The organism is Rathayibacter sp. AY1D9 (assembly GCF_002932395.1).
Taxonomy (GTDB): domain Bacteria; phylum Actinomycetota; class Actinomycetes; order Actinomycetales; family Microbacteriaceae; genus Rathayibacter.
The window spans coordinates 1-22,232 of sequence record NZ_PSVQ01000001.1; the positions used below are offsets into that span (position 1 = coordinate 1).

Here is a 22,232-nt window from a genome sequence, read left to right on the forward strand (position 1 = left end):
CGCCCGCCTCCTCCGGGTTGGGGAACGCGACCGTGGGGAACGCCGCGTCGGGCTCGATCTGCTCGACCACGACGGCCGGCTCGTCGAATCCCGCCGCGGAGAGCACCCGGTGCGCCGTCTCCCAGCCGACCCCGTGCATCGCCGTGTAGACGATGCGCAGCGGAGCGGACTGGCGGCCGACGGCTGCCGTCGCCTCGATGTAGGCGGCGACCACGGACTCGTCCGCGAGCCGGTACTCGCCGCGCGGAAGCTCCGGAACGCGCCGGTCCCGCGCGACCGCGAGGATCCGCTCGGCGATCTCGGAGTCGACCGGCGGCACGATCTGCGAGCCCTCGTCGGCGCCGCCGAGGTACACCTTGTAGCCGTTGTCCTGCGGCGGGTTGTGGCTCGCCGTGACCATCACTCCGGCGTCGGCGCCGAGGTGGCGCACGGCGAAGGCCAGCACGGGGGTGGGCAGGAGCCGGGGCAGCAGCACCGCGTCCACGCCGGCGCCCGCCATCAGCGCGGCGGAGTCCTCGGCGAAGACGCGCGAGTTCTTCCGGCCGTCGTAGCCGATCACGACCACGGGCCGCTGGACGCCCTGCGCCAGCAGGAAGTCGGCCAGGCCCACGGCGGCCTGCGAGACCAGCACGCGGTTCATCCGGTTGGATCCCGCCGCGATGGCGCCGCGCAGGCCCGCGGTGCCGAACGCCAGGCGGGCGCCGAAGCGGTCCTCGAGCTCGGCGCGGGCGGAGGCGTCCCCCGAGTCGGAGGCGGTCAGCAGGCCGACCAGCTCCTCCCGCGTCTCCGGGTCGGGGTCCTGGGCGAGCCAGGCCTCGGCGAGCTCCCGGACGTCGGCGCTCACAGGGCGCCCGTGATCCCGGCGAGCAGGCGGGCGAGGTCGTCCTCGGCGTCGCGGCCGGCCTCGAGCACCTCCTCGTGGCTGAGGGGGGTCTTCTGGATGCCGGCGGCGAGGTTCGTGATGAGCGACATGCCCAGCACCTCCATGCCCGCCTCGCGCGCGGCGATGGCCTCGAGGGCGGTCGACATGCCGACGATGTGGCCGCCGATGATCTTCGCCATCTGCACCTCGGCCGGGCTCTCGTAGTGCGGCCCGCGGAACTGCACGTACACGCCCTCGTCCAGCTCCGGACGCGTCCCCCGGGCGAGGTCGCGCAGGCGCGAGGAGTAGAGGTCGGTGAGGTCGACGAAGGTCGCGCCCTCGAGCGGCGAGTCGGCGGTGAGGTTGATGTGGTCGCTGATCAGCACGGGGGTCCCGGGCGTCCAGTGCTCCTTGATGCCGCCCGCGCCGTTGGTGAGGATCATCACCGTCGCGCCCGTCGCGGCGGCGGTGCGGACGCTGTGCGCGACGCGGCGCACGCCGTAGCCCTCGTAGTAGTGGGTGCGGGCGCCGATGATCAGCGCGCGCCTGCCGGTGGGGAGCAGGACGGAGCGCAGGGTGCCGCCGTGCCCGTGCACGGCCGGCTTGGAGAAGCCGAGGATCTCGGTGGCCTCCACCGTCGCGGTCGTCTCGCCGATCGCGTCGGCGGCCTTGCCCCAGCCGCTGCCGAGGGTGAGGGCGATGTCGTGCTTCTCGACCCCTGTCGCCTCGGCGATCTGAGCGGCCGCGCGGGCCGCGATCTCGAAGGGATCGGCGTCGGGGGCGTCGAGGGGGTGCAGGGTCTGGTCGGACATCCTCCCACCCTACCGACGGGCTGCGCGGCGGCGGAGGGCGACTCCCGCGGCCGATCCGACACCCCGCGATTGGGCGAACACTCAGTGAGAGAGGACAATGGGAACCATGGCTTACGAGTTCGAGCGCGCGCAGAGGATCGCTGTACTCGGAGGGGGGCCGGGCGGCTACGAAGCCGCCATCGCGGGAGCGCAGCTCGGCGCTGAGGTCACCCTGGTCGAGCGGGTCGGAGTGGGCGGCTCGGCCGTCATCACCGACGTCGTCCCGTCGAAGTCGCTCATCGCGACGGCGGAGGCCACCAACGCCATCGGCGAGGCCGCCGACCTGGGCGTGCAGTTCTTCACCCGCTCGGAGCAGAACAAGCCGGTGCGCCCGGACGTGGCGGTCAACCTGGCGACGGTGAACAAGCGCCTGCTCGGGCTCGCGCGCCAGCAGTCCGAGGACATGCGCGCGAACCTGGTGCACCACGGCGTGCGCATCGTCCAGGGGGACGGGCGCCTGGACGGCTCGAACGCCTTGATCGTCTCCACGGCGGCCGGCGGCGAGGGCATGGACTTCGACCGCATCGAGGCGGACACGATCGTGGTCTCGGTGGGCGCCAGCCCCCGTGTGCTCCCGACCGCGGCTCCCGACGGCGAGCGCATCCTCAGCTGGACCCAGCTCTACAACCTCAAGTCCGTCCCCGAGCACCTGATCGTGGTGGGCTCCGGCGTGACCGGCGCGGAGTTCGCCTCCGCCTACCGTGCGCTCGGCGCCCGCGTGACCCTCATCTCCTCCCGCGACCAGGTGCTGCCCGGCGAGGACGCCGACGCGGCCGCCGTGATCGAGAACGTCTTCAAGCGCAACGGCATGGTCGTGCTCTCGAAGTCGCGCGCCGACCGCGTCGAGCGGACCGAGAAGGGCGTGCAGGCCGTGCTCTCGGACGGACGTGTCGTCGAGGGCTCGCACTGCCTGATGGCCGTCGGCTCCGTGCCGAACACGGCGGGCATCGGCCTCGAGGACGCGGGGGTGCAGCTGACGGAGTCGGGGCACATCCGCGTCAACCGCGTCGCCCGCACCAGCGTCCCCTCGATCTACGCGGCCGGGGACTGCACCACGTTCCTCCCGCTCGCCTCCGTCGCCGCCATGCAGGGCCGCACCGGCGTGTTCCACGCGATGGGCGACGCCGTGAACCCGACCGAGGTGCGCAACGTCGCGGCGAACATCTTCACGCAGCCCGAGATCGCGACCGTCGGGTGGAGCCAGCGCGAGATCGAGGAGGGCATCGCGCAGGGCGAGATCTACAAGCTCCCGCTCGCCGCGAACCCGCGGGCGAAGATGATGGGCATCCGCGACGGCTTCGTCAAGCTGTTCGCGCGCACCGGCTCCGGCACCGTCATCGGAGGCGTCATCGTCGCTCCGAAGGCGAGCGAGCTGATCTTCCCGCTCGCCCTCGCCGTGGAGCACCGCCTGACCGTCGACCAGGTCGCGCGGGCCTTCACCGTCTACCCGAGCCTCACCGGCTCGATCTCGGACGCCGCGCGCGCCATGCACATCGTCACCTGACGCGCCACTCCGCCGGGCCGCGCGGGGTGCGGCCCTTCATCGGCAGAGCGCACGACCGGGAATCGCGTGCGAAGCGATTGACCGCAGCGCGACGCGACCCGCTCGGCGGTACCACTCACGTCGAGGAGCCGACCGCGCCGGGCCGCGCGGGGGGCGGCCCGGAACGGGCTCAGACGATCTGGAGGAGCACGTGTCCCGCGGGGACGGTCGCTCCGGCCGTCGCGTCGAGGCCCTTCACGACGCCGTCCTTGTGGGCGGTGAGCGGCTGCTCCATCTTCATCGCCTCGAGGACGACGACCAGGTCGCCGGTGACGACCGTGTCGCCCTCGGCGACGGCGACCTTGACGATGGTGGCCTGCATGGGCGAGGCGACGGAGTCGCCCGTGACGGTGCTGACGGAGGAGGAGCCGCGGCGCTTCGGGGAGGCGGCAGCGGCCCCGCGGGCGGGTCCCGAGCCGACCAGGTCGCCGGGGAGAGTGACCTCGACGCGGCGCCCGTCGACCTCGACGACCACGTTCCGGCGGGCCGCCGGCTCGTCGGTCGCTCCGGGCTCGCCGCTCCAGGCCGGGATCGTGTTCTCGAACTCGGTCTCGATCCAGCGGGTGTAGATCGTGAAGGGCGCGCCGCCCTCGGGGGCGAAGGCCGGGTCCTCGACGATCGCGCGGTGGAAGGGGAGGACGGTCGGCAGTCCGGTGACCTCGAACTCGGCGAGGGCGCGGCGCGAGCGCTCCAGCGCCTGCTCGCGGCTGTCGCCGGTGACGATCAGCTTCGCGAGGAGCGAGTCGAAGGAGCCGGAGATCACGTCGCCGGCGACGACACCGGAGTCGACGCGGACGCCGGGTCCGCCGGGGGCCTTGAAGACGTGCACCGGGCCCGGAGCGGGGAGGAAGCCGCGGCCCGCGTCCTCGCCGTTGATGCGGAACTCGAAGGAGTGGCCGCGGGGCGCCGGGTCGTCGTAGTCGAGCACGCCGCCCTCGGCGAGGCGGAACTGCTCGCGCACGAGGTCGATGCCGGTGATCTCCTCCGACACGGGGTGCTCGACCTGGAGGCGGGTGTTCACCTCGAGGAAGGACACCGTGCCGTCCTTGCCGATCAGGAACTCGCAGGTTCCGGCGCCGAGGTAGCCGACCTCCTGCAGGATCGCCTTCGAGGCGCGGTAGAGCTCGGTGTTCTGCGCGTCCGTCAGGAACGGCGCGGGCGCCTCCTCGACGAGCTTCTGGTGGCGGCGCTGGAGGGAGCAGTCGCGGGTGGAGACCACGACGACGTTGCCGTGCGCGTCGGCCAGGCACTGGGTCTCGACGTGGCGCGGCTGGTCGAGGTACTTCTCGACGAAGCACTCGCCGCGGCCGAAGGCGGCGACGGCCTCGCGCGTGGCGGAGGCGAACAGCTCCTCGACCTCGTCGCGCTCGCGGGCGACCTTGAGGCCGCGACCGCCGCCGCCGAAGGCCGCCTTGATCGCGACGGGGAGGCCGTACTGGTCCACGAACTCGAGCACCTCGGCGGCACCGGAGACGGGGTTGAGGGTTCCCGGGGCCAGCGGCGCGCCGACCTTCTCGGCGACGTGGCGGGCCGAGACCTTGTCGCCGAGGCGCTCGATGGCCTCGGGGCCGGGGCCGATCCAGATCAGGCCGGCGTCGATGACGGCGCGGGCGAAGTCGGCGTTCTCGGCGAGGAAGCCGTAGCCGGGGTGCACGGCGTCGGCACCGGAGCGGCGCGCCACCGAGAGCAGCTTGTCGATGACGAGGTAGGTCTCGGCGCTGGTCGTCCCGCCGAGGGCGTAGGCCTCGTCGGCGAGGCGGCTGTGCACGGCGTCGCGGTCCTGGTCGGCGTAGACGGCCACGGAGGCGATCCCGCTGTCGCGGGCGGCGCGGATGACTCGGACGGCGATCTCGCCCCGGTTGGCGACGAGCACCTTCGTAATCTTCGGCATGGTCCTCAACCCTAGGGGGCGGCTCCGCCCGGCCCGGCGCGGCTCACCACAAAGAAGCGGAGGGCCTTCGTCGGTTCCTCACAAGGGCGGGACGGGCCTCAGCGGTTCCAGAGCGCGGTCCAGTCGACCCCGAGGCTCCGCACCAGAGTGCGGAGGGTCGGCACCGACATCCCGATCACCGTCGAGGGGTCGCCCTCGATCGCGGTGATGAAGCCGGCGCCGCGGCCGTCGATGGTGAAGGCGCCGGCCACCTCGAGGGGCTCGCCGGTGGCGACGTAGGCGTCGATCTCGGCGTCGTCGATGTCGTCGGCGAACGTGACGGCGGCGGAGGTGACCGCTCCGGCCTCGGCGACGATCCTCCCGCCGCGGTGGTCGACGAGCCAGTGGCCGGAGTGGAGGCGGCCGGTGCGTCCGCGCTGGGCGCGCCAGCGCTCCCGGGCCCGCTCGGGCTCGTGCGGCTTGCCGTGGACGACGCCGTCGAGGACGAACGCGGAGTCGCCGCCGAGCACCAGACCGTCGATGTCCGGGCGCAGGACGGCGTGCGCCTTGGCGCGGGCGAGCAGCGAGACGGTGGCGTCCGCGTCCAGCGCCGCGCCCCGCTCCTGCTCGGCCCGGGCGACGGCCGCGGGCTCGTCCACCTCGGAGGGGACGACGACGGGCTCGATCCCGGAGGCCCGCAGCAGCGCGAGGCGCGCGGGGGAGGTGGAGGCGAGGTAGAGGCGCACGAGGGCTCCCTGCGGCCGGGCCCACGCTGTGGGATGCTCGACGGATGGCACAGACCCCGTCCCGAGCATCCGCCCGCCCCGACGGGGCCGACGACGCACTCGGGACCGAGATCGAGCTCGACATTAGCAACGTCGCCCACGGCGGCGTGTTCGTCGCCCGGCACGAGGGCCGCGTCGTCTTCGTCCCGGACGTCCTCCCCGGCGAGCGCGTGCGGGCGCGGATCAGCGAGGTCCGGCACGACAGCTTCTGGCGTGCCGAGGCGCTCGAGGTGCTCGAGGCGTCCGAGCACCGGGTGGAGCACGTCTGGCCCGAGGCCGCCCTCGACCGCCGCCCGGGGGAGCGCGTCGGCGGCGCCGAGCTCGGCCACGCCGACCTGGCCTACCAGCGCGAGCTGAAGCGCCTCGTGCTCGTCGACTCCTTCTCCCGCTTCGCCCGTCGCGAGGTCGAGGTGGAGGTCTCGCCGATCGGCGGGGACGACGCGTCCGGCGGCCTCGGCTGGCGCACGCGGAACCGCCTCCACGTCGACGACGACGGACGGGTCGGCCCCTACGCGGCACGCAGCCACCACGTCGTCACCGTGGAGTCGCTGCCCCTCGCGACCGCCGACTCCTCCTTGGCCGCACCGCTCGGCGAGCGCCTCGCTCCCGGCTCGGTGGTCGACCTCGTCGACGCGGCCGGGTCCGAGGGGGCCGCGGTGCTCGTGCACGACCCCTCCGACAAGCGCGCCCGCCGCGACCGCACGGTGGTGAGCGAGTTCGTCGCCGACCGCACCTTCCGGGTCGACCGCACCGGCTTCTGGCAGGTGCACCGCGGAGCCGCCGCCGCGCTCTTCGAGGCCGTGCAGGCCGCCGTCGACGCGGATGCGGCGGACCCGTCGGCCGCCAACCACGACCTCTACGGCGGGGTGGGCCTGCTCGCCGCGGCGCTGGCCGACCGCCTCGGCGCCGGAGTGCGCGTGACCAGCGTCGAGAGTGACTCCCGCGCCACCGAGCACGCGCTCGAGAACCTGGCCGACCAGGTCGGCGCCCGCGCGGTGACCGCCCGCGTCGACCGCTACCTCCGCGACGTCGTCGCCCAGGCCGATGCGCGCGAGCGGGCGCGGTGGCGCGCGGCGACCGTGGTCCTCGACCCGCCGCGCTCGGGCGCCGGCCGAGCGGTCACCGACGCTCTGGCGGAGCTGCGGCCGGCGCAGCTCGTCTACGTCGCCTGCGACCCGGTCGCGCTCGCCCGCGACGTGGGCGCCCTGACCGGGGCCGGCTACGAGCTGGAGCGCCTCGAGGGCTTCGACCTCTTCCCGCACACCTCCCACGTGGAGGCCGTTGCGCGACTGGTCCGCCGAGAGGACTGACCGCGGGCCCGCGCCTGCGTACCATGGGCGGGATGGAGCCCCACGTCGACGCAGCCGAGGCCCCGCGCGTGCGCGTGGCGATCGTGGACGACCACGAGTCGGTGCGCCTGGGCGTGGCCGCCGCCGTCGAGAGCGCGGGGATGCAGGTGGTCGCCGCCGCCGAGACCGTCCAGGCCCTCGAGAGCACGATCGGCGGCGCCGAGATCGAGGTGCTCGTCCTCGACCTGTCCCTGAACGACGGCTCGAGCATCACCAGCAACGTCAAGTGGGGGCAGGTGCGCGGCTCCGCCGTCCTCGTCCACAGCATCGCCGACCGCGTCGTGGCCGTGCGGGAGGCGCTCGCCGCGGGAGCGGCCGGCGTCATCCCGAAGTCCTCGCCCATGTCGACGGTCGTCGCCGCCATCCGCACCGTCGCCCGCGGCGAGGTCCTCAACAATCTGGAGTGGGCCTCGGCCATCGACGCCGACGACGACTTCGCGCGGGCCGTGCTCGGTCGTCGCGAGCGCGACGTCCTGCACCTCTACGCCTCGGGGCTGCCGTTGAAGCTGGTGGCCGAGCGGCTGCAGATCTCGGTGTCGACGGCGAAGGAGTACCTCGACCGGATCCGCGACAAGTACGTCGAGATCGGCCGTCCCGCCCCGACGAAGGTCGATCTGCTGCGGCGCGCGGTGGAGGACGGCATCCTGCCGGGCATCGACCCGGACGACGGCGATGGCGGGCGCTGAGGCGCCGATCGCCCGCCGCAACGCCGGGCGCGAGCGGATCGACCGGATCATCAGCACGGTCGTGTCGTTCTTCGGCTTCGGCTTCGGCGTGCAGACCGTCCCGCCGATCCTCGCCCAGCTGCCCCTGCTGCGCCCCGAGGTGGCCTGGCCGGTGCTGGTGCTGGTCTTCGGATCGCTCACCGCCGCCGTGGTCACCGCCGTGCTGCGGCGGGGCACGCGGATCACGGCGGTCCTGGTCGCGGTCGGTGTCCTCGTGGCCCTCCTGACCTGGCCGGCCGCCGTCGCCACCGGGGGCGCGGACCGCGAGACCCCGTGGATCTGGTACCTGCTGACCATCGGCACCGCCTTCTGCACGATCGCGGCTCCCCTCCGGATCGCGATCGCGTACGTGTCGGTGACGACCGTGCTGTTCGGGCTGCTGCGCGTCCTCCCCTCCGGCGGCGGGGCGGAGCCGACCCGCGCGATCCTCGACGCCGCCTACGTGGGCATCGTCGGCTTCGTGATGCTGGTGCTGATCACCGTGCTCCGGCAGTCGGCCGACCAGATCGATCGCGCGCAGACGACGGCCATGGAGCAGTACGAGGCGGCGATGCGCCAGCACGCCGGCGAGGTGGAGCGGGTCGAGGTCGACGCCCTGGTGCACGACAACGTGCTCGCGACGCTGCTCTCCGCCGCCTCCGCCGAGTCGCCGGCCGAGCGTGCGCTGGTCTCCTCGATGGCGCAGCGCACCCTCGCCGTGCTGCTGCCCGACCACGAGCCGGAGCCACCCGAGGGGCTGGTCCCGCTCGAGCTCCTGCAGCGCCAGCTCGCCCACGCGGCGTCCACCTTCGGGACCGAGATCGCAGTCGCGACGGCCGACGGAGTGGATCCGCGCGCGACGACGCTGCCGCGCCCGGTGGCCGAGGCGCTGCTCGGCGCGGTCTGGCAGGCGCTCGCCAACAGCGTTCAGCACGCGGGTCCGAGCGGCAGCGTCCACCGCGCCGTGCACGGGCTGCTGGGCGACGGCGCGGTGGAGGTCGTGGTGGAGGACGACGGCCGCGGCTTCCGGCTCGCCGACGTCCCGCGCGAGCGGCTGGGCATCCGGCTCTCCATCCTCGAGCGGGTGCACAACGCGCGGGGATCGGCGCGGGTCGACTCGACTCCGGGCGAGGGCACCCGTGTCGTCCTCTCCTGGCGGGCGGACGCGGGAGGAGGGCCGTGATCGCCTACCCGCGCCCCCTGCTCCAGGCGCTCGGCGCCGGCTTCTCGCTGTACCACGTGGTGCTCGCCTTCTTCTCCTTCCGCATCTCCCCGGCCACGCCGGCCGACCTCGTCGCGGTCGCGCTGTACGTCGCGGCGACCGTCGTCGCCCTCTGGCCGGGAGCGACGACCCGGCTCGCCCTGCCCGTCGCGGTCGGGATGACCGCGGTCGCCGTCGCTCTGCCGCTGCTGGTCGCGCCCTCGCTCGATCCGGGTGCCTCCAACGGCTACTCCACCTGGTACATCGCCGCGGTCGGCACCCTCATGACGATCGTGTGCGCCCGCCGGCGCGCGGCCTGCGCCTGGGTCGGCGTCGGCTTCCTGATCGTGCACACCGTGTTCTGGGCCGGCCCGGCCGCGCTGGCCACTCTCGGCGTCGTCGGGGGGATCGCCTGGGTCGCGATCGCGCAGCTGCTCATCGTCGAGCTCGGGCGCGCGGGCTCCGAGGCGCGCGTGCTCGAGGCGGCCGAGCGCGCGGCCGCGTCGTGGCGGGCCGCGGAGGAGGCGCACCTCACGGAGCGCGAGGTCCGGCTGGAGCAGACCCGCGCCCTCGCCGCCGACATGCTGCTGCGCATCGCCGAGCCGGGACCGGGCCTCACCGACGAGGAGCGGCGCGAGTGCCGGCTGCTCGAGGCGGCCGTGCGCGACGAGATCCGCGGCCGGCGGCTGCTGGACGACGAGGTACGTCGTCTCGTGCTCGACGCGCGGCGGCGGGGCGTGACCGTGTCGGTGCTCGACGACGGCGGCCTCGACCGCACCTCCGAGGGCGAGAGCCGCCGGGTGCTGGGGGAGCTCGCCCAAGCTCTGAGCGGGATCCGCGAGGAGGTCGACCGCGTGGTGGTGCGCACTGCTTCGGCCGACTCGGCCTCGGCGGTCACAGTCGTGGGCCTGCGGACGGCCGGCGACGGCAGCGCGGGCGCCCTCGGCTCCGACGACGCGGGTGACGAGGTCGACGCCTGGGTCGAGATCCGGCGCGACGGCGTCGGCGGACGCGACGTCTGAGCGGCGGAGCGCGCGCGGGACGGCGCGGCCGTCCGCACGCTCAGCGACCGGCGGCGACCCGCCCCGGAGGGCGTGCGGATGTCGGATCGGTGCCGCGGGCGGGACGCTCCGGCTCTCAGCACGGCTCAGGTCTCGGCGCGCCCGAACTCTCGGAGCGGACCGATCGTCGGCGCGGCGCGGCACGAGCGTGAGCAGAGCGGTCGTGAGCAGTGCCCGTCGAGCGCACAGCACGTGATGAGAAGAGCCCGTTAACGGAGTGCGGCGGGCCGTCCACTCCTCCGAAGAGGGGGCCCGGCCCGCCGTCAAACCCCGAGTGAGGGTAACAACCCGAATATTACCCTCACTCGCCCCCAACACACCCGCCTGCTTACCCTGGTCGGCGAGTGATTGGCGGTGCCCCTTCCGAAGGAGGAGCACCGTACGTCCACTAGTGTGCTCGCTCCGCCAGGAGGCGCATAGTCAGCACTTTAGGGGACTAATCGGGGGACAAATTTCACGTTCCGCGTCGCGGATCGCTCGTTCCCCGACGGGCTGCGTCTGCGAGTCCGCTCAGCCGGAGAAGGAGCGCCACGCTCCCGGTGCCGGCCGCAGCGGCCCGCGGACCGCCGCGGCGCGGTCGTTCCAGCCCCCGCTGAGCTCCTGCGGGGTCTCCGGCTCGGCCTCGGTGCGAGAGGTCAGTGCGGTGACGACGGCCGTGACGGCGGCGATCTCGGCGGCGTCGAGGCCGGGGGTGGAGATGACGACGGCGGGTGCGGAGTCGGAGGCGGTCATCCCGCGACGCTATCGCATGCCGTTCACGGCGCCGGTCGGCGGGGCATGGCTATGCTGACGCCGGATGCCGCCGGAGCGTCGTCCGTCCGTTGCGAACAGGAGCGTCCCCGCATGCCGACGTGGTTCCCGAGGAGCGGTGCCGCGGCGCTGCGCCCCCTGCGTCTGCTGGTCCGGAGGTCGCCGGCGGCCGTCTCGGTCGTCCTGGTCCTCCTGGCCGCGAGCGCGATCACGGGGACGCTCGTCGCCCCCGCGGGAGCCGAGACGACGGCCTGGTGGGCGGCGGGCCCGATGACGACCCTCGACGGCCGTCCGTGGACGGCCGTGACCGCCCTCCTGATCGCGGCGGACCCGCTGCAGCTGCTCCTGGACGTCGTGCTGGTGCTCCCGATGCTCCTCGCCGCGGAGCGCCGCCTCGGCTCGGCCCGCACCCTCCTCGCCTTCCTCGTGACCGGCGCCGTCGGGATCGTCGTCGGGTCCTCCGTGCAGTCGATCGGCGCTCTCGCCGGCGAGTGGTGGGCGGGCGACACCGTCGGCGACCACACCTTCGACCCGCTGATCGGCGCGGTCGGCGCCCTCATCGCCTCGACCGCCTTCATGGGCGCTCTGTGGCGTCGCCGGCTCCGGGTGACCGTCTTCGCCGTCGTGCTGATGTTCGTGCTCTACGCGGGCGACTCCGCCGACGCGTACCGGCTCCTCGCGGGCGGCGCGGGGCTCGTGCTCGGCGCGGTTCTCGCGCGGGGAGCGTCGGGACTGCGTCCGCAGCGTCCGGCCCCGAGCTCGCACCGCGAGTCCCGGGGGCTGCTGGCGGCGGTCGTCGTCGTCACCGCCATCGGTCCGCTCGTCGCCGTCCTCTCGGACTCGGGCTACGGTCCGTTCTCGTTCCTCGGCCGACTGCTGCAGAGCGCCTTCACGGGGACGACGGACCTCGAGGACCCGTGCAGCCGCGCCCTCCGGCACTGCGCGCACCACGTGAAGCTGAGCCTGGTCGCCCCCGGGCCGATCCTGCTGACATTCGTCCCGCTCCTCCTCCTGCTCGTCGCCGCCTACGGCCTGCGCTCCGGGCGCCGCCTGGGCCTGCTGCTGGCGGTCGGGGTGAACATCGCGATCGCGATCCTGGAGGTCTTCTCCCTCCAGCGCGCCGCCCGTCACCCCGAGTTCCTGTACTACGCCGAGTACCTGCTCTGGGTGGCGACGACGGTGCTGGTGCCGCTGGCCGTCGTGGCGATGCTCGTGATCGGGAGGAGGCACTTCCGCATCCGCGCGCCCCGTGCCGCTGCGAGGCTCTGGACGCGGGTCGTCGCCATCGCCTTCGTCGTGTCCCTCGGCGGCTACCTGGCGCTCTCGGCCGGCGTGCGCACGAGCTTCGAGCCGCTCCTGAGCCTCGGGAGGCTCCTCCTGGACGGGCTGCTGCGCTTCGTCCCGGTGAGCTTCCTCGGCGGCGCCGGACTGCTCGCCGTGCCGCGGGAGCCCGTTGCGCGGATCGTCTTCGAGTGGGTCGGCCCGGTGTTCTGGCTCGTGGTCGTCGTGGCGGTGGTCGCTCTGCTCCGGGCCACCGACGTGCAGCGGAACCGCGGCGACGAGGCGCGGTACCGCGCGCTCCTGTCCCTGCACGGCGCCGGCAGCCTCGGCCACCAGGGGACCTGGGAGGGCAACGCGCACTGGATCTCGGCCGACGGGACCGGCGGAGTCGCCTACCGGGTGATCGGCGGCGTGGCGATCACCCTCTCCGACCCCGCCTGCGCTCCCGAGCGGCGGGAGGACGTCGTGGCCGAGTTCGTGCGGTTCTGCGACGAGCGCAGCTGGACGCCCGTCTTCTACAGCATCCACGACGAGCTGCTCCCCGTCTTCGACCGGCTCGGCTGGTCGCGCCTCTCGGTCGGCGAGGAGACGATCATCGAGCTCTCCTCCTTCGAGCTCACCGGCAAGCGGTGGCAGAAGGTGCGCTACCCGCTCACGCGCGGCATCAAGCTGGGCATCGAGGCGCAGTGGACCAGCTGGTCCGAGCTCTCCCTCGGCATGGCCAACCAGATCGTCGACCTGTCGGAGCGCTGGGTCGCCGAGAAGGCGCTGCCCGAGATGGGCTTCACCCTCGGCGGCATCGACGAGGTCCGCGATCCCGCTGTCGCCCTCCTGCTCGCGGTCGGACCGGACGGCGTGCTGCAGGGGGTGACGAGCTGGCTGCCCGTGCATCGGGAGGGGCGCGTGGTCGGCTGGACCCTCGACTTCATGCGCCGCTCCGACGACTCGATGCCCGGCATCATGGAGTTCCTCATCGCCTCCGCGGCGCTGCGCGTCAAGGAGGAGGGTGCCGAGTTCCTCTCGCTCTCGGGCGCACCGCTCGCCACCGCACCGGTCGAGGAGGGGGAGGTGCCTCCGGAGCCGACGGTCCTCTCGCGCCTGCTCGAGTTCCTCTCGCGGACGCTCGAGCCGGCCTACGGCTTCACGTCGCTGTTCCGCTTCAAGGCCAAGTTCCACCCGCGCTACGCGGGCCTCTGGATGACCTACCCCGACGCGCTGCAGCTGCCCCGGATCGGAGCCGCGCTGGGTCGCGCCTACCTGCCGGACCTCTCCGCCGCGCAGGCGCTGGCGTTCGCGCGGGTGGTCGGGGCGAAGCCGGAGGAGAAGCCGTCCGAGGCGCCCGCGGCGAAGCCGGATGCTCCGGCCGCCAGGGCAGGCGCTCCTGCGGCGAAGGCGGGTGCTCCGACTGCCGAGCCGGACGGTCCTGTGGTGAAGGCGGGTGGTCCTGCGGTGAAGGCGGGTGCTCCGACTGCCGAGCCGGACGGTCCTGTGGTGAAGGCGGGTGGTCCTGCGGTGAAGGCGGGTGCTCCGGCTGCGAGGGCGGATGCCCGGGAAGCGGAGCCCGATTCCGCGACAGGGGAGCCGGGTGCTCCGGCCGCGGAGCCGGCCGCTCCCGTCGTGCGGCCCGATGCTCCCGCGGAGTCCGCTGCCCGACGGACCGGCCCCGGCTCCTCCGACTGATCGTTCCGCCCCTCCGCCCCGTGAGGAGGTGGGCGCAGCGGAACGCCGCGGCACGGACGGTCTCCCGTCTCCTGCCGCGGCGTCCGAGCGAGCCGGGTCAGAGCGGGATGTTGCCGTGCTTCTTCGCGGGCAGGTTGGCGCGCTTGGTGCGCAGCGCACGCAGCGCCTTGATGACGGAGACACGCGTCGCCGAGGGCTCGATCACGCCGTCGAGCTCGCCGCGCTCGGCCGCGAGGAACGGGCTCGCGACGTTGTAGGTGTACTCGTTCGCCAGGCGCGTCCGGACGGCTGCGACGTCCTCGCCGGCCTCCTCCGCCTTGCGGATCTCGTTGCGGTAGAGGATGTTCACCGCGCCCTGGCCGCCCATGACGGCGATCTCGGCGGTCGGCCACGCGAGGTTGATGTCGGCTCCCAGCTGCTTGGACCCCATCACGATGTACGCGCCGCCGTAGGCCTTGCGCAGGATGACCGTGACCAGCGGCACGGTCGCCTCGGCGTAGGCGTAGAGCAGCTTCGCGCCGCGGCGGATGACGCCGGTCCACTCCTGGTCGGTGCCGGGCAGGTAGCCCGGGACGTCGACCAGGGTCAGGATCGGCAGCGAGAACGCGTCGCAGAAGCGGACGAAGCGGGACGCCTTCTCGCCTGCCTCGATGTTCAGCGTGCCCGCCATGGCGCTCGGCTGGTTCGCGATGATGCCGACGGAGCGGCCCTCGACGCGGCCGAAGCCGATCACGATGTTCGGCGCGAACAGCGGCTGCACCTCGAGGAAGTCGCCCTCGTCGACGATGTGCTCGATGACGGCGCGCATGTCGTACGGCTGGTTCGGGCTGTCCGGAATGACCGTGTCGAGGAAGCGGTCCGCGTCGGTCGTCTCGAGATCGACCTCGGTCTCGAAGACGGGTACCGGCGACAGGTTGTTGTCCGGGAGGAAGGAGAGGAGCGTCCGCGCGTAGTCGAGCGCGTCGTTCTCGTCGCTCGCGAGGTAGTGCGAGACGCCCGAGATCTTGTTGTGGGTCAGCGCGCCGCCGAGCTCCTCCATGCCGACGTCCTCGCCGGTGACGGTCTTGATCACGTCGGGCCCGGTGACGAACATCTGGCTGGTCTTGTCGACCATGATCACGAAGTCGGTCAGGGCGGGGGAGTAGACCGCGCCTCCCGCGGCAGGGCCGCAGATGATCGAGATCTGGGGGATCACGCCGCTCGCCGCGGTGTTGCGGCGGAAGATCTCGCCGTACTTGCCGAGGGCGACCACGCCCTCCTGGATCCGTGCTCCGCCGGAGTCGAGGATGCCGATGATCGGGACGCCGGTCTTCAGGGCGAGGTCCATCACCTTGATGATCTTCTCGCCGGCCACCTCGCCGAGCGAGCCGCCGAAGATCGTGAAGTCCTGCGAGTACACGGCGACCTGGCGGCCGTGGATGGTGCCGGTCCCGGTGACGACGGCGTCGCCGTAGGGGCGCTTCTTCTCCATGCCGAAGGCGTGGGTGCGGTGGCGCACGAACTCGTCCAGCTCGACGAACGAGCCCGGGTCGAGGAGGGTGTCGATCCGCTCCCGTGCGGTCATCTTGCCCTTGGCGTGCTGCTTCTCGATCGCCGCCTCGCCACTGGCCGTGACGGCCTCGTGGTAGCGGTTCCTGAGGTCCGCGATCTTCCCCGCGGTCGTGTACAGATCGGGCGCGGGACGTTCGGTGTTCGCGGTCACCCGCTCACCCTACCGGCGGGGCGGACGCCTCCTCTTGTCGCACTCGCACAGGGAGGGCCGCTCCCGACGGGAGGATCCGGACAAGGGCGGGCCGTCGCGCGCGGCGCTCGGAGCGGCCTCGCGGGAGCCGCCGCTACCGTGGCGGCATGCTCCTCCCGCTCTCCTCCGCCGTCTCCCCCCGCGTCCTCGCGCTCGAGTCGGCGGGGTCGACGAACGACGAGCTCCGCGAGCGGGCGGCCGCCGACCCCGCCGCGTGGCCGCACCTCTCCGTGGTCGCCACCGGCGACCAGCGCGCCGGGCGCGGCCGGCTGGGGCGCGTCTGGCAGGCGCCCGCGGGCCGCACGCTCGCGGCCTCGACTCTGGTCGACGCCTCCGCCCTCGGCGCCGAGGCCTCCGGCTGGCTGCCGCTCGTGGCCGGCGCCGCTCTCGCCCGGGCCCTCGCACCCCTCGTCGACGGGGACGTCGCCGTCAAGTGGCCCAACGACGTCCTGATCGACGGCCGGAAGGTCGCGGGGATCCTCGCCGAGCGCCTGCCGGACGGGCGGGTCGTCGTCGGCACCGGCGTGAACCTGCTGCTGACGGAGGCGGAGCTGCCGGTCCCGACCGCCACCTCGCTCGCCCTCGCCGGAGCACGGACGACGAGCGCCGACGAGGTGCTCGCCGCGTTCCTGACCGGATTCCAGGGGCTGCTGGCTCCGCTGCTCGCCCAGGGCGACGCCGAGGCCTCCGGAGCGGCCGCCGCCGTCCGCGCCTCCTGCGGCACCCTCGGCACGCGCGTCCGGCTCGAGCTGCCCGACGGCACGCAGGAGGAGGGGACCGCCGCCGCACTCGCCCCGGACGGCTCGCTCCTGCTCGAGCAGGGCGGCGCGCTGCGCTCGTTCCCGGCCGGCGACGTCACGCATCTGCGCTCCTGATGGCCAGGACCGACCCCGCCGACCGCGAGCTGGCGCGGCTGACCCCGCGCGCCCGCCGGGCGGTCGCACCGGTCGTCGGCCTCCTCCTGCTCACCTGGACGGGCTTCTACTTCGCCGCGCAGTTCGAGCTCGCCCTGCAGCGCTGGATCATCGGGCTCGGCACCGCACTTCTGGTGCTGCTCCTCTGCGCTCCCGGGATCGCGGGCTGGGCGAGCGTGCGCTACCGCGTCACCGCCTCCGGCCTCAGCGCGCGCCGGGGCGTGGCGTCGATCCGGCGGGCCGAGGTGGTCTTCGATCGGAGGATGGAGGTCGCGGTCGAGCGCTCCCTCGGCCAGCGCCTCGCCCGGTGCGGGGACGTCCGGATCCTGCAGGCGGGAGCCGAGGTGTTCGTGCTGCGGGACCTGCCGGATCCGGAGCTCACGGCCGACCTGCTGCGGGAGGCGATCGGCGCGGCTCCCGCTCTCGAGCCGGAGTGGCCGCCGCCCGCGTGAGCGCGTCGGGGCCTCGGTAGCATGGAGCCGCCCCGCGCCAGCGGGCGGAGACGGAGGAGCGCCATGCGCGTCGGCGTGATCGGGGGCGGCCAGCTCGCCCGGATGATGATCCCCGCGGCGGTGGAGCTCGGCATCGAGATCGCCGTGCTCGCCGAGAGCGAGGGCGCCCCGGCGGGGCTCGCCGCGACACGGGTCGGCGACTACCGCGACGAGGCGACCGTGCTCGCCTTCGCCGAGACCGTGGACGTGGTGACGTTCGACCACGAGCACGTTCCCCAGCCGATCCTCCGCGAGCTCATCGCCCGCGGCGTCGCCGTGCACCCCGGCCCCGACGCCCTGATGTTCGCCCAGGACAAGCTGATGATGCGGCGCCGCCTGACCGAGCTCGGCGTGCCCGTGCCCGAGTGGGCCCAGGTCTCCTCCGCCGAGGAGCTGGGGGAGTTCCTGGCCGAGCACGGCGGCAGCGCCGTGGTGAAGACCGCGCGCGGCGGCTACGACGGCAAGGGCGTGCGCGTGGTGCGCGGCGCCCACGAGGCGGACGACTGGTTCACCGCCCTCGCCGAGGACGGCCGGGGCGGCTCGCTCCTGGTCGAGGAGCTGGTGGGCTTCCGCCGCGAGCTCGCGCAGCTCGTCGCCCGGCGTCCCTCCGGCGAGAGCATCCTCTGGCCGGTGGTGGAGTCGGTGCAGCGCGACGGCGTCTGCGCCGAGGTGATCGCTCCGGCCCCCGCGTCCGCCGGCCGGCTCGCATCAGCCGCGGCCGAGATCGCGCAGACGATCGCCGACAGCCTCGGGGTCACCGGCGTCCTGGCCGTCGAGCTGTTCGAGACGACGGACGACCGGATCCTGGTCAACGAGCTGGCCATGCGCCCGCACAACAGCGGCCACTGGACGATGGACGGATCGACCACGTCGCAGTTCGAGCAGCACCTGCGCGCGGTCCTCGACCTGCCGCTCGGCGCGACGGGCTGCCGCGACCCGTGGACCGTGATGGTCAACGTGCTCGGCGGCCCGGTGGGGGAGTCGCTGACCGACCGCTACCCGCGGGTGCTCGCCGATCACCCGGGTGTGAAGGTGCACAACTACGGCAAGGAGCCGCGACCGGGCCGCAAGGTCGGGCACGTGAACGCCGGCGGCGACGACCTCGACCTCGTGGTCTACGAGGCTCGCGCGGCGGCGGCCGTTCTCACGGACTGACCCGTACGATGGTCGCCGTGACGAGCCTGCCGACCTCCCCGACCCCTGCCGGAGCCCTCTCGTGAGCGCGGACGCGCTCGTGAACGGGCCCGCGCCGCTCGTCGGCGTCGTGATGGGCTCGGACTCGGACTGGTCCGTCATGCAGGCGGCGTCCACCGTCCTCGCCGAGTTCGGCGTGGCGCACGAGGTCCGGGTCGTCTCCGCGCACCGCACCCCGGAGGCGATGATCGCGTACGGACGCGAGGCCCGCGGCCGCGGCCTGAAGGTCGTCATCGCCGGGGCGGGCGGAGCCGCCCACCTCCCCGGCATGCTCGCCGCCGTGACCTCGCTCCCCGTCGTCGGAGTACCGGTCCCGCTCGCCCGCCTCGACGGGCTCGACTCCCTCCTCTCGATCGTGCAGATGCCCGCGGGCGTCCCCGTCGCCACCGTCTCCATCGGCGGAGCGCGGAACGCCGGACTGCTCGCGGTGAAGATCCTCGCGACCGCGGACGACGCCCTCTCCGCAGCGCTCGACGCCTTCGCCGCCGACCTCGAGGTGCAGGTCGCCGCGAAGAACGACGCCCTGGTGGCGGGCCTGTGACGGCCGTCGCCCTGCCGCTGCGGCACCCGGACGTCGCCTCCCGCGCCTTCATGACGCGGCGGGCGTGGTGGCTGCTGATCGTCAACCTGCTGGTGCCCGGGTCCGCTCAGGTCCTGGCGGGCAACCGCCGGCTCGGGCGCCTGGGGCTCGGCTTCACCCTCGGGCTCTGGGTCGCCCTCCTGGTCGCGGTGCTCCTCTACTTCGTCTTCCCGACCGGCCTCTACACGCTCGCGACCTTCGACCTCTCGATGCTCGCGCTCCAGGCCGCGCTCGTCGTCTACGGGGTGGTCTGGGCCGTGCTGACGCTCGACACCCTCCGCCTGATCCGCGTCGTCCGGGTGCGCCCGCGGATGCGCGGCGTGCTCGCGTTCGCGACGATCGCGCTGATGGCGGTCTCGGTCGGCACCACCGCCTACGGCACCTACCTGCTCGGCGTGACCCGGGGGACGCTGTCGTCGATCTTCGGCGGCGGAGCGATCGAGCAGCCGATCGACGGCCGCTACAACGTGATGCTCCTCGGCGGCGACGCGGGGGAGGACCGCGACGGTCTGCGCCCCGACAGCATCTCGGTGGTCAGCATCGACGCGTCGAGCGGCAAGGCCTCGATCATCGGCGTCTCGCGCGAGTTCGTCGACTTCCCGTTCCCCGAGACCAGCCCGATGCACGAGCTCTACCCCGACGGCTACGACACCGACAACTGCGCCGTCGACGTCTGCAAGCTCAACTCGGTCTACACCGAGGTCGAGCTGAAGCACCCGGAGCTCTACCCCGACGCCGTCGACCACGGCAGCGAGCCCGGCATCGAGGCGATGCGCGACGCGGTCGAGGGCATCCTCGACCTGAGGATCCAGTACTACGCGCTGATCGACATGGAGGGCTTCGCCCAGCTGATCGACGCGCTCGGCGGCATCGACATCGACTACGTGGCCGACGAGCCGCTGCCCCTGGGCGGGCTGCCCGACTCCGACGGCGTGATGCAGGGCGTCAACCAGTGGATCGATCCCGGGCACTGGCACTTCAACGGCGAGCAGGCCCTCGCCTACGCCCGCTCGCGCTACACCACGAGCGACTACGACCGGATGGCGCGCCAGCGGCAGGTGCAGGAGGCGCTGCTCGCCCAGTTCGAGCCGGGCAACGTCCTCGCCAAGTTCCAGGACGTCGCGTCCGCCGGGTCCCAGGTCATCAAGACGGACGTCCCGCAGGGGATGCTCGGCTACTTCGTGCAGCTGGGGCTCAAGACGAAGTCGCAGCCGGTGGATCCGATCGAGCTGGTCCCGCCGGCCGTCGACCCGGAGGACCCGGACTACGACGTCGTGCACTCGCTGGTGAGTGCCGGACTGTCGGGCGACTCCGCGCCGTAGACGGCCGGGTGCCGCACGCCTCAGAGGTCGGCGTGCAGGGCCCAGACGCGCTCGGCGGAGTCGCGCCAGCTGAAGGCTCGGGAGCGGTCGCGGCCGGCCACCGACATCCGCTCGCGCAGACCGGTGTCGGCGAGCACGCTGCTCATGGCGAGGGCGAGGCGGTCCGGGTAGTCCTTCGCGTCGCCGCGCTCGACGGCGACGCCGGCGTCCGCGGCGACCTCCATCAGCGCGGGGTCGTCGGAGTGCACCACCGGCACTCCGAAGTGCATCGCCTCGAGCACGGGCAGGCCGAAGCCCTCGGCGATGCTCGGGTAGACGAAGAGGGTGGCCCGCGAGAGGACGACGGCGAGGTCGGCGTCGCTGAGGACTCCCAGGGCGCGCACGCGCGTCTCGTCGAGGCCCTGCTCGTCGGCGACGGAGGCCACGTCCAGGTCGCCCCAGCCGGTCGGGCCGACCAGGAGCAGCGGGATCGCCGGGGCGGACGCTCCTCCGAAGGCCGCGATCAGCGAGACCAGGCCCTTGCGCGGCTCCAGCGTGCCGACGCTCAGCACGTACTCCGGGGGGAGGCCCAGCGCCGTGGCGCGCTCGTCGGCGTCCTCCGGGACGACCAGGCCGGAGCCGACGGCTCCGCCGATCACGCGCAGTCGATCGCCGAAGTCCATCAGCTGGGAGAGCTGGTGGGCGACGGCGTGGGTGGGGACGACGACGGCGTCCGCGTGCTTGCGGGCGCGCTTCGCCATCGCCCGGTGCCACTTCGCGCCGTGCGGGGTGAGGGTCTCGGGATGCGTCCACGGCACCGTGTCGTGGACCGTGACGGCGATCTGCTCGCCCTCGCTCCCGTCGTGGCTGCGCAACGGGGCGAAGAGGCTCGGGGCGTGGATCATGCCGCCGCCGGCCGGGATGGCGATCCCGTACTGCCAGGCGCGCGAGAGCTCGCGGCGCCCGAGCGGCAGCCGGTGGATGCGCGCGAGGCCGGGCAGGCGCAGGCGCAGCTCCTCCTCCTTCTCGGGCGGGTGGGCGGAGACGACGGCCTCCACCTCGCAGTCGCGGGGAGCCGTCGCGATCAGCTCGCGGGTGAGCTCCTCGGTGTAGCGGCCGATGCCGCCGGGCACGCGGGCGAGCATCTGGTCGACGACGACGCGGAGAGTGGTGGTCACGGGGTCACCGCCTCGAGGGGTGCGGCGGCGAGCGCGTCCTGCCAGGAGCGCAGCGGCGGCAGGCCCGCCCGCCTCCAGCCGTCGTGTCCGAGGACCGAGTAGGCCGGACGCGGAGCGGGGCGGACGAACGAGCCGCTGTCGGTCGGGCGCAGGCGCTCGGGATCCAGGCCCGCCTTGGCGAAGACGGCACGGGCGAAGCCGAGCCAGGTCGTCTCGCCGGAGCTGGTGCCGTGGTAGACGCCGGCCGGGGCCTCCGCGTCGACCAGCTCGATCAGGCGCGCGGCGAGGTCGGCGGTCCAGGTGGGCTGGCCGTGCTGGTCGTCGACCACGGTCAGCGTCTCGTGCGCGCCCGCCAGTCGCACCATCGTCTTAGCGAAGTTGCCGCCGTGCTCGCCGTAGAGCCAGGCCGTGCGGACGACGTACCCGCGCTCCGGGTTGGCCTCGAGCACCAGGCGCTCGCCCTCGGCCTTCGTGCGGCCGTAGGCCGAGATCGGGTTCCGGGGGTGGTCCTCGGAGTAGGGGGTCGTCGCGGAGCCGTCGAAGACGTAGTCGGTGGAGACCTGCACGAGTGCGGCTCCCTTCTCGGCGGTGGCGAGGGCGAGGTTGCGCGCTCCGACGGCGTTGACGCGGTGCGCCTCCTCCTCGTCGGTCTCGGCGTCGTCGACGCGGGTGTACGCGGCGCAGTTCACCACGGCGTCGTGTCCCGCGACGGCGGCGCGCACGGCGTCGAGGTCGGTCACGTCGAGGTCGGAGCGGCCGAGGGCGGTGCTGGGGCGGGAGCCGAGGGCCGCGCGCAGGTCGGTGCCGAGCATGCCGGAGGCGCCCGTGAGGAGGAAGGTCACCTCCTCATCATGCCCGAGCGGTCCGTCGGCCGACGGTCGGCGCTCCGGCACGCC

At 73.6% G+C, this 22,232-nt stretch carries 18 protein-coding genes and 1 pseudogene; 11 read left to right on the forward strand and 8 right to left on the reverse strand.

The features are described from left to right. Both C5C50_RS00005 and C5C50_RS00010 read right to left on the reverse strand, forming a co-directional pair. A pseudogene (locus C5C50_RS00005) lies at positions 1–844 on the reverse strand (phospho-sugar mutase); the annotation flags it as partial. Beyond that, positions 841–1,674, reverse strand: coding sequence for a purine-nucleoside phosphorylase (locus tag C5C50_RS00010; protein ID WP_104238027.1), 834 nt, complete (start codon positions 1,672–1,674; stop codon positions 841–843). The gene C5C50_RS00010 and the pseudogene C5C50_RS00005, both read right to left, overlap by 4 nt. A 106-nt stretch (positions 1,675–1,780) precedes the next feature. Here C5C50_RS00010 and C5C50_RS00015 point away from each other — a divergent pair, with 106 nt between their 5' ends. Then, entirely contained in the window at positions 1,781–3,217 is a 1,437-nt protein-coding gene (locus tag C5C50_RS00015; RefSeq protein WP_104223171.1) for an NAD(P)H-quinone dehydrogenase, read from the forward strand. A gap of 169 nt (positions 3,218–3,386) precedes the next feature. Here the strand turns inward: C5C50_RS00015 and C5C50_RS00020 are convergent, their stop codons facing one another. Together C5C50_RS00020 and C5C50_RS00025 are read right to left on the reverse strand one after the other, a co-directional pair. Continuing rightward, on the reverse strand, positions 3,387–5,147 hold the full coding sequence (locus C5C50_RS00020; protein WP_104223170.1) for a biotin carboxylase N-terminal domain-containing protein: 1,761 nt from the start codon (positions 5,145–5,147) through the stop codon (positions 3,387–3,389). A gap of 98 nt (positions 5,148–5,245) precedes the next feature. Continuing rightward, on the reverse strand, positions 5,246–5,872 hold the full coding sequence (locus C5C50_RS00025; RefSeq protein WP_181027094.1) for a nucleoside triphosphate pyrophosphatase: 627 nt from the start codon (positions 5,870–5,872) through the stop codon (positions 5,246–5,248). A gap of 44 nt (positions 5,873–5,916) precedes the next feature. Here C5C50_RS00025 and C5C50_RS00030 point away from each other — a divergent pair, with 44 nt between their 5' ends. The 4 genes from C5C50_RS00030 to C5C50_RS00045 are packed head-to-tail and all read left to right on the forward strand — an operon-like array spanning position 5,917 to position 10,187. Then, positions 5,917–7,221, forward strand: coding sequence for a class I SAM-dependent RNA methyltransferase (locus C5C50_RS00030; protein ID WP_146080877.1), 1,305 nt, complete (start codon positions 5,917–5,919; stop codon positions 7,219–7,221). A 23-nt stretch (positions 7,222–7,244) separates the two neighbouring features. Next, positions 7,245–7,946: a response regulator transcription factor gene (locus tag C5C50_RS00035; protein ID WP_104223169.1), complete on the forward strand. Its 702-nt coding sequence runs from the start codon at positions 7,245–7,247 to the stop codon at positions 7,944–7,946. After that, entirely contained in the window at positions 7,933–9,147 is a 1,215-nt protein-coding gene (locus C5C50_RS00040) for a sensor histidine kinase (protein ID WP_104256321.1), read from the forward strand. Before C5C50_RS00035 ends, C5C50_RS00040 begins: the two co-directional genes overlap by 14 nt. Continuing rightward, entirely contained in the window at positions 9,144–10,187 is a 1,044-nt protein-coding gene (locus C5C50_RS00045) for a hypothetical protein (RefSeq protein ID WP_104225461.1), read from the forward strand. The genes C5C50_RS00040 and C5C50_RS00045 overlap by 4 nt, the downstream gene beginning before the upstream one ends. A 549-nt stretch (positions 10,188–10,736) precedes the next feature. On the opposite strand, the gene C5C50_RS00050 is transcribed toward C5C50_RS00045, so the two are convergent. Then, a complete protein-coding gene (locus C5C50_RS00050) occupies positions 10,737–10,958 on the reverse strand; it encodes an acyl-CoA carboxylase subunit epsilon (protein ID WP_104223166.1) in 222 nt (73 codons plus the stop codon). 111 nt (positions 10,959–11,069) lie between these two features. On the opposite strand from C5C50_RS00050, the gene C5C50_RS00055 reads away from it, so the two are divergent. After that, the gene (locus tag C5C50_RS00055) at positions 11,070–13,937 is read left to right on the forward strand and encodes a bifunctional lysylphosphatidylglycerol flippase/synthetase MprF (RefSeq protein ID WP_181133862.1); all 2,868 of its coding nucleotides are present in this window, start codon (positions 11,070–11,072) and stop codon (positions 13,935–13,937) included. A gap of 97 nt (positions 13,938–14,034) precedes the next feature. Here C5C50_RS00055 and C5C50_RS00060 read toward each other — a convergent pair whose 3' ends face one another. After that, positions 14,035–15,639 carry an acyl-CoA carboxylase subunit beta gene (locus C5C50_RS00060; RefSeq protein WP_104223164.1) on the reverse strand — a complete coding sequence of 535 codons (1,605 nt, stop codon included), beginning with the start codon at positions 15,637–15,639 and terminating at the stop codon, positions 14,035–14,037. 146 nt (positions 15,640–15,785) lie between these two features. On the opposite strand from C5C50_RS00060, the gene C5C50_RS00065 reads away from it, so the two are divergent. The 5 genes from C5C50_RS00065 (at position 15,786) to C5C50_RS00085 (ending at position 20,179) form a co-directional block, all read left to right on the forward strand. Next, positions 15,786–16,553: a biotin--[acetyl-CoA-carboxylase] ligase gene (locus tag C5C50_RS00065; RefSeq protein ID WP_104272570.1), complete on the forward strand. Its 768-nt coding sequence runs from the start codon at positions 15,786–15,788 to the stop codon at positions 16,551–16,553. Further along, positions 16,553–17,044, forward strand: coding sequence for a PH domain-containing protein (locus C5C50_RS00070; protein WP_104272571.1), 492 nt, complete (start codon positions 16,553–16,555; stop codon positions 17,042–17,044). The genes C5C50_RS00065 and C5C50_RS00070 overlap by 1 nt, the downstream gene beginning before the upstream one ends. Positions 17,045–17,107: 63 nt before the next feature. After that, the gene (locus tag C5C50_RS00075; protein ID WP_104272572.1) at positions 17,108–18,238 is read left to right on the forward strand and encodes a 5-(carboxyamino)imidazole ribonucleotide synthase; all 1,131 of its coding nucleotides are present in this window, start codon (positions 17,108–17,110) and stop codon (positions 18,236–18,238) included. 112 nt (positions 18,239–18,350) lie between these two features. After that, positions 18,351–18,818: a 5-(carboxyamino)imidazole ribonucleotide mutase gene (gene purE, locus C5C50_RS00080; protein ID WP_104225651.1), complete on the forward strand. Its 468-nt coding sequence runs from the start codon at positions 18,351–18,353 to the stop codon at positions 18,816–18,818. Beyond that, positions 18,815–20,179, forward strand: a complete 1,365-nt coding sequence (locus C5C50_RS00085; protein ID WP_258062765.1) for an LCP family protein — start codon at positions 18,815–18,817, stop codon at positions 20,177–20,179. The genes purE and C5C50_RS00085 overlap by 4 nt, the downstream gene beginning before the upstream one ends. A 20-nt stretch (positions 20,180–20,199) precedes the next feature. On the opposite strand, the gene C5C50_RS00090 is transcribed toward C5C50_RS00085, so the two are convergent. Both C5C50_RS00090 and rfbD read right to left on the reverse strand, forming a co-directional pair. Further along, entirely contained in the window at positions 20,200–21,336 is a 1,137-nt protein-coding gene (locus C5C50_RS00090; protein ID WP_258067578.1) for a glycosyltransferase family 1 protein, read from the reverse strand. Next, positions 21,333–22,178 (reverse strand): dTDP-4-dehydrorhamnose reductase, encoded by an 846-nt coding sequence (gene rfbD, locus C5C50_RS00095; RefSeq protein WP_104272573.1) that lies wholly within the window; start codon positions 22,176–22,178, stop codon positions 21,333–21,335. Before rfbD ends, C5C50_RS00090 begins: the two co-directional genes overlap by 4 nt. Between the last annotated feature and the right edge of the window lie 54 nt (positions 22,179–22,232).

What these genes read in the sequence shown, in the direction of transcription:
- C5C50_RS00030 (WP_146080877.1), top strand. Translation starts at nt 5,917, where the DNA reads ATGGCACAGACCCCGTCCCGAGCATCCGCCCGCCCCGACGGGGCCGAC.
- C5C50_RS00065 (WP_104272570.1), top strand. Translation starts at nt 15,786, where the DNA reads ATGCTCCTCCCGCTCTCCTCCGCCGTCTCCCCCCGCGTCCTCGCGCTC.
- C5C50_RS00035 (WP_104223169.1), top strand. Translation starts at nt 7,245, where the DNA reads ATGGGCGGGATGGAGCCCCACGTCGACGCAGCCGAGGCCCCGCGCGTG.
- C5C50_RS00050 (WP_104223166.1), bottom strand. Translation starts at nt 10,958, where the DNA reads ATGACCGCCTCCGACTCCGCACCCGCCGTCGTCATCTCCACCCCCGGC.
- C5C50_RS00015 (WP_104223171.1), top strand. Translation starts at nt 1,781, where the DNA reads ATGGCTTACGAGTTCGAGCGCGCGCAGAGGATCGCTGTACTCGGAGGG.
- C5C50_RS00020 (WP_104223170.1), bottom strand. Translation starts at nt 5,147, where the DNA reads ATGCCGAAGATTACGAAGGTGCTCGTCGCCAACCGGGGCGAGATCGCC.
- purE (WP_104225651.1), top strand. Translation starts at nt 18,351, where the DNA reads ATGGGCTCGGACTCGGACTGGTCCGTCATGCAGGCGGCGTCCACCGTC.
- C5C50_RS00040 (WP_104256321.1), top strand. Translation starts at nt 7,933, where the DNA reads ATGGCGGGCGCTGAGGCGCCGATCGCCCGCCGCAACGCCGGGCGCGAG.
- C5C50_RS00010 (WP_104238027.1), bottom strand. Translation starts at nt 1,674, where the DNA reads ATGTCCGACCAGACCCTGCACCCCCTCGACGCCCCCGACGCCGATCCC.
- C5C50_RS00075 (WP_104272572.1), top strand. Translation starts at nt 17,108, where the DNA reads ATGCGCGTCGGCGTGATCGGGGGCGGCCAGCTCGCCCGGATGATGATC.
- C5C50_RS00055 (WP_181133862.1), top strand. Translation starts at nt 11,070, where the DNA reads ATGCCGACGTGGTTCCCGAGGAGCGGTGCCGCGGCGCTGCGCCCCCTG.
- C5C50_RS00070 (WP_104272571.1), top strand. Translation starts at nt 16,553, where the DNA reads ATGGCCAGGACCGACCCCGCCGACCGCGAGCTGGCGCGGCTGACCCCG.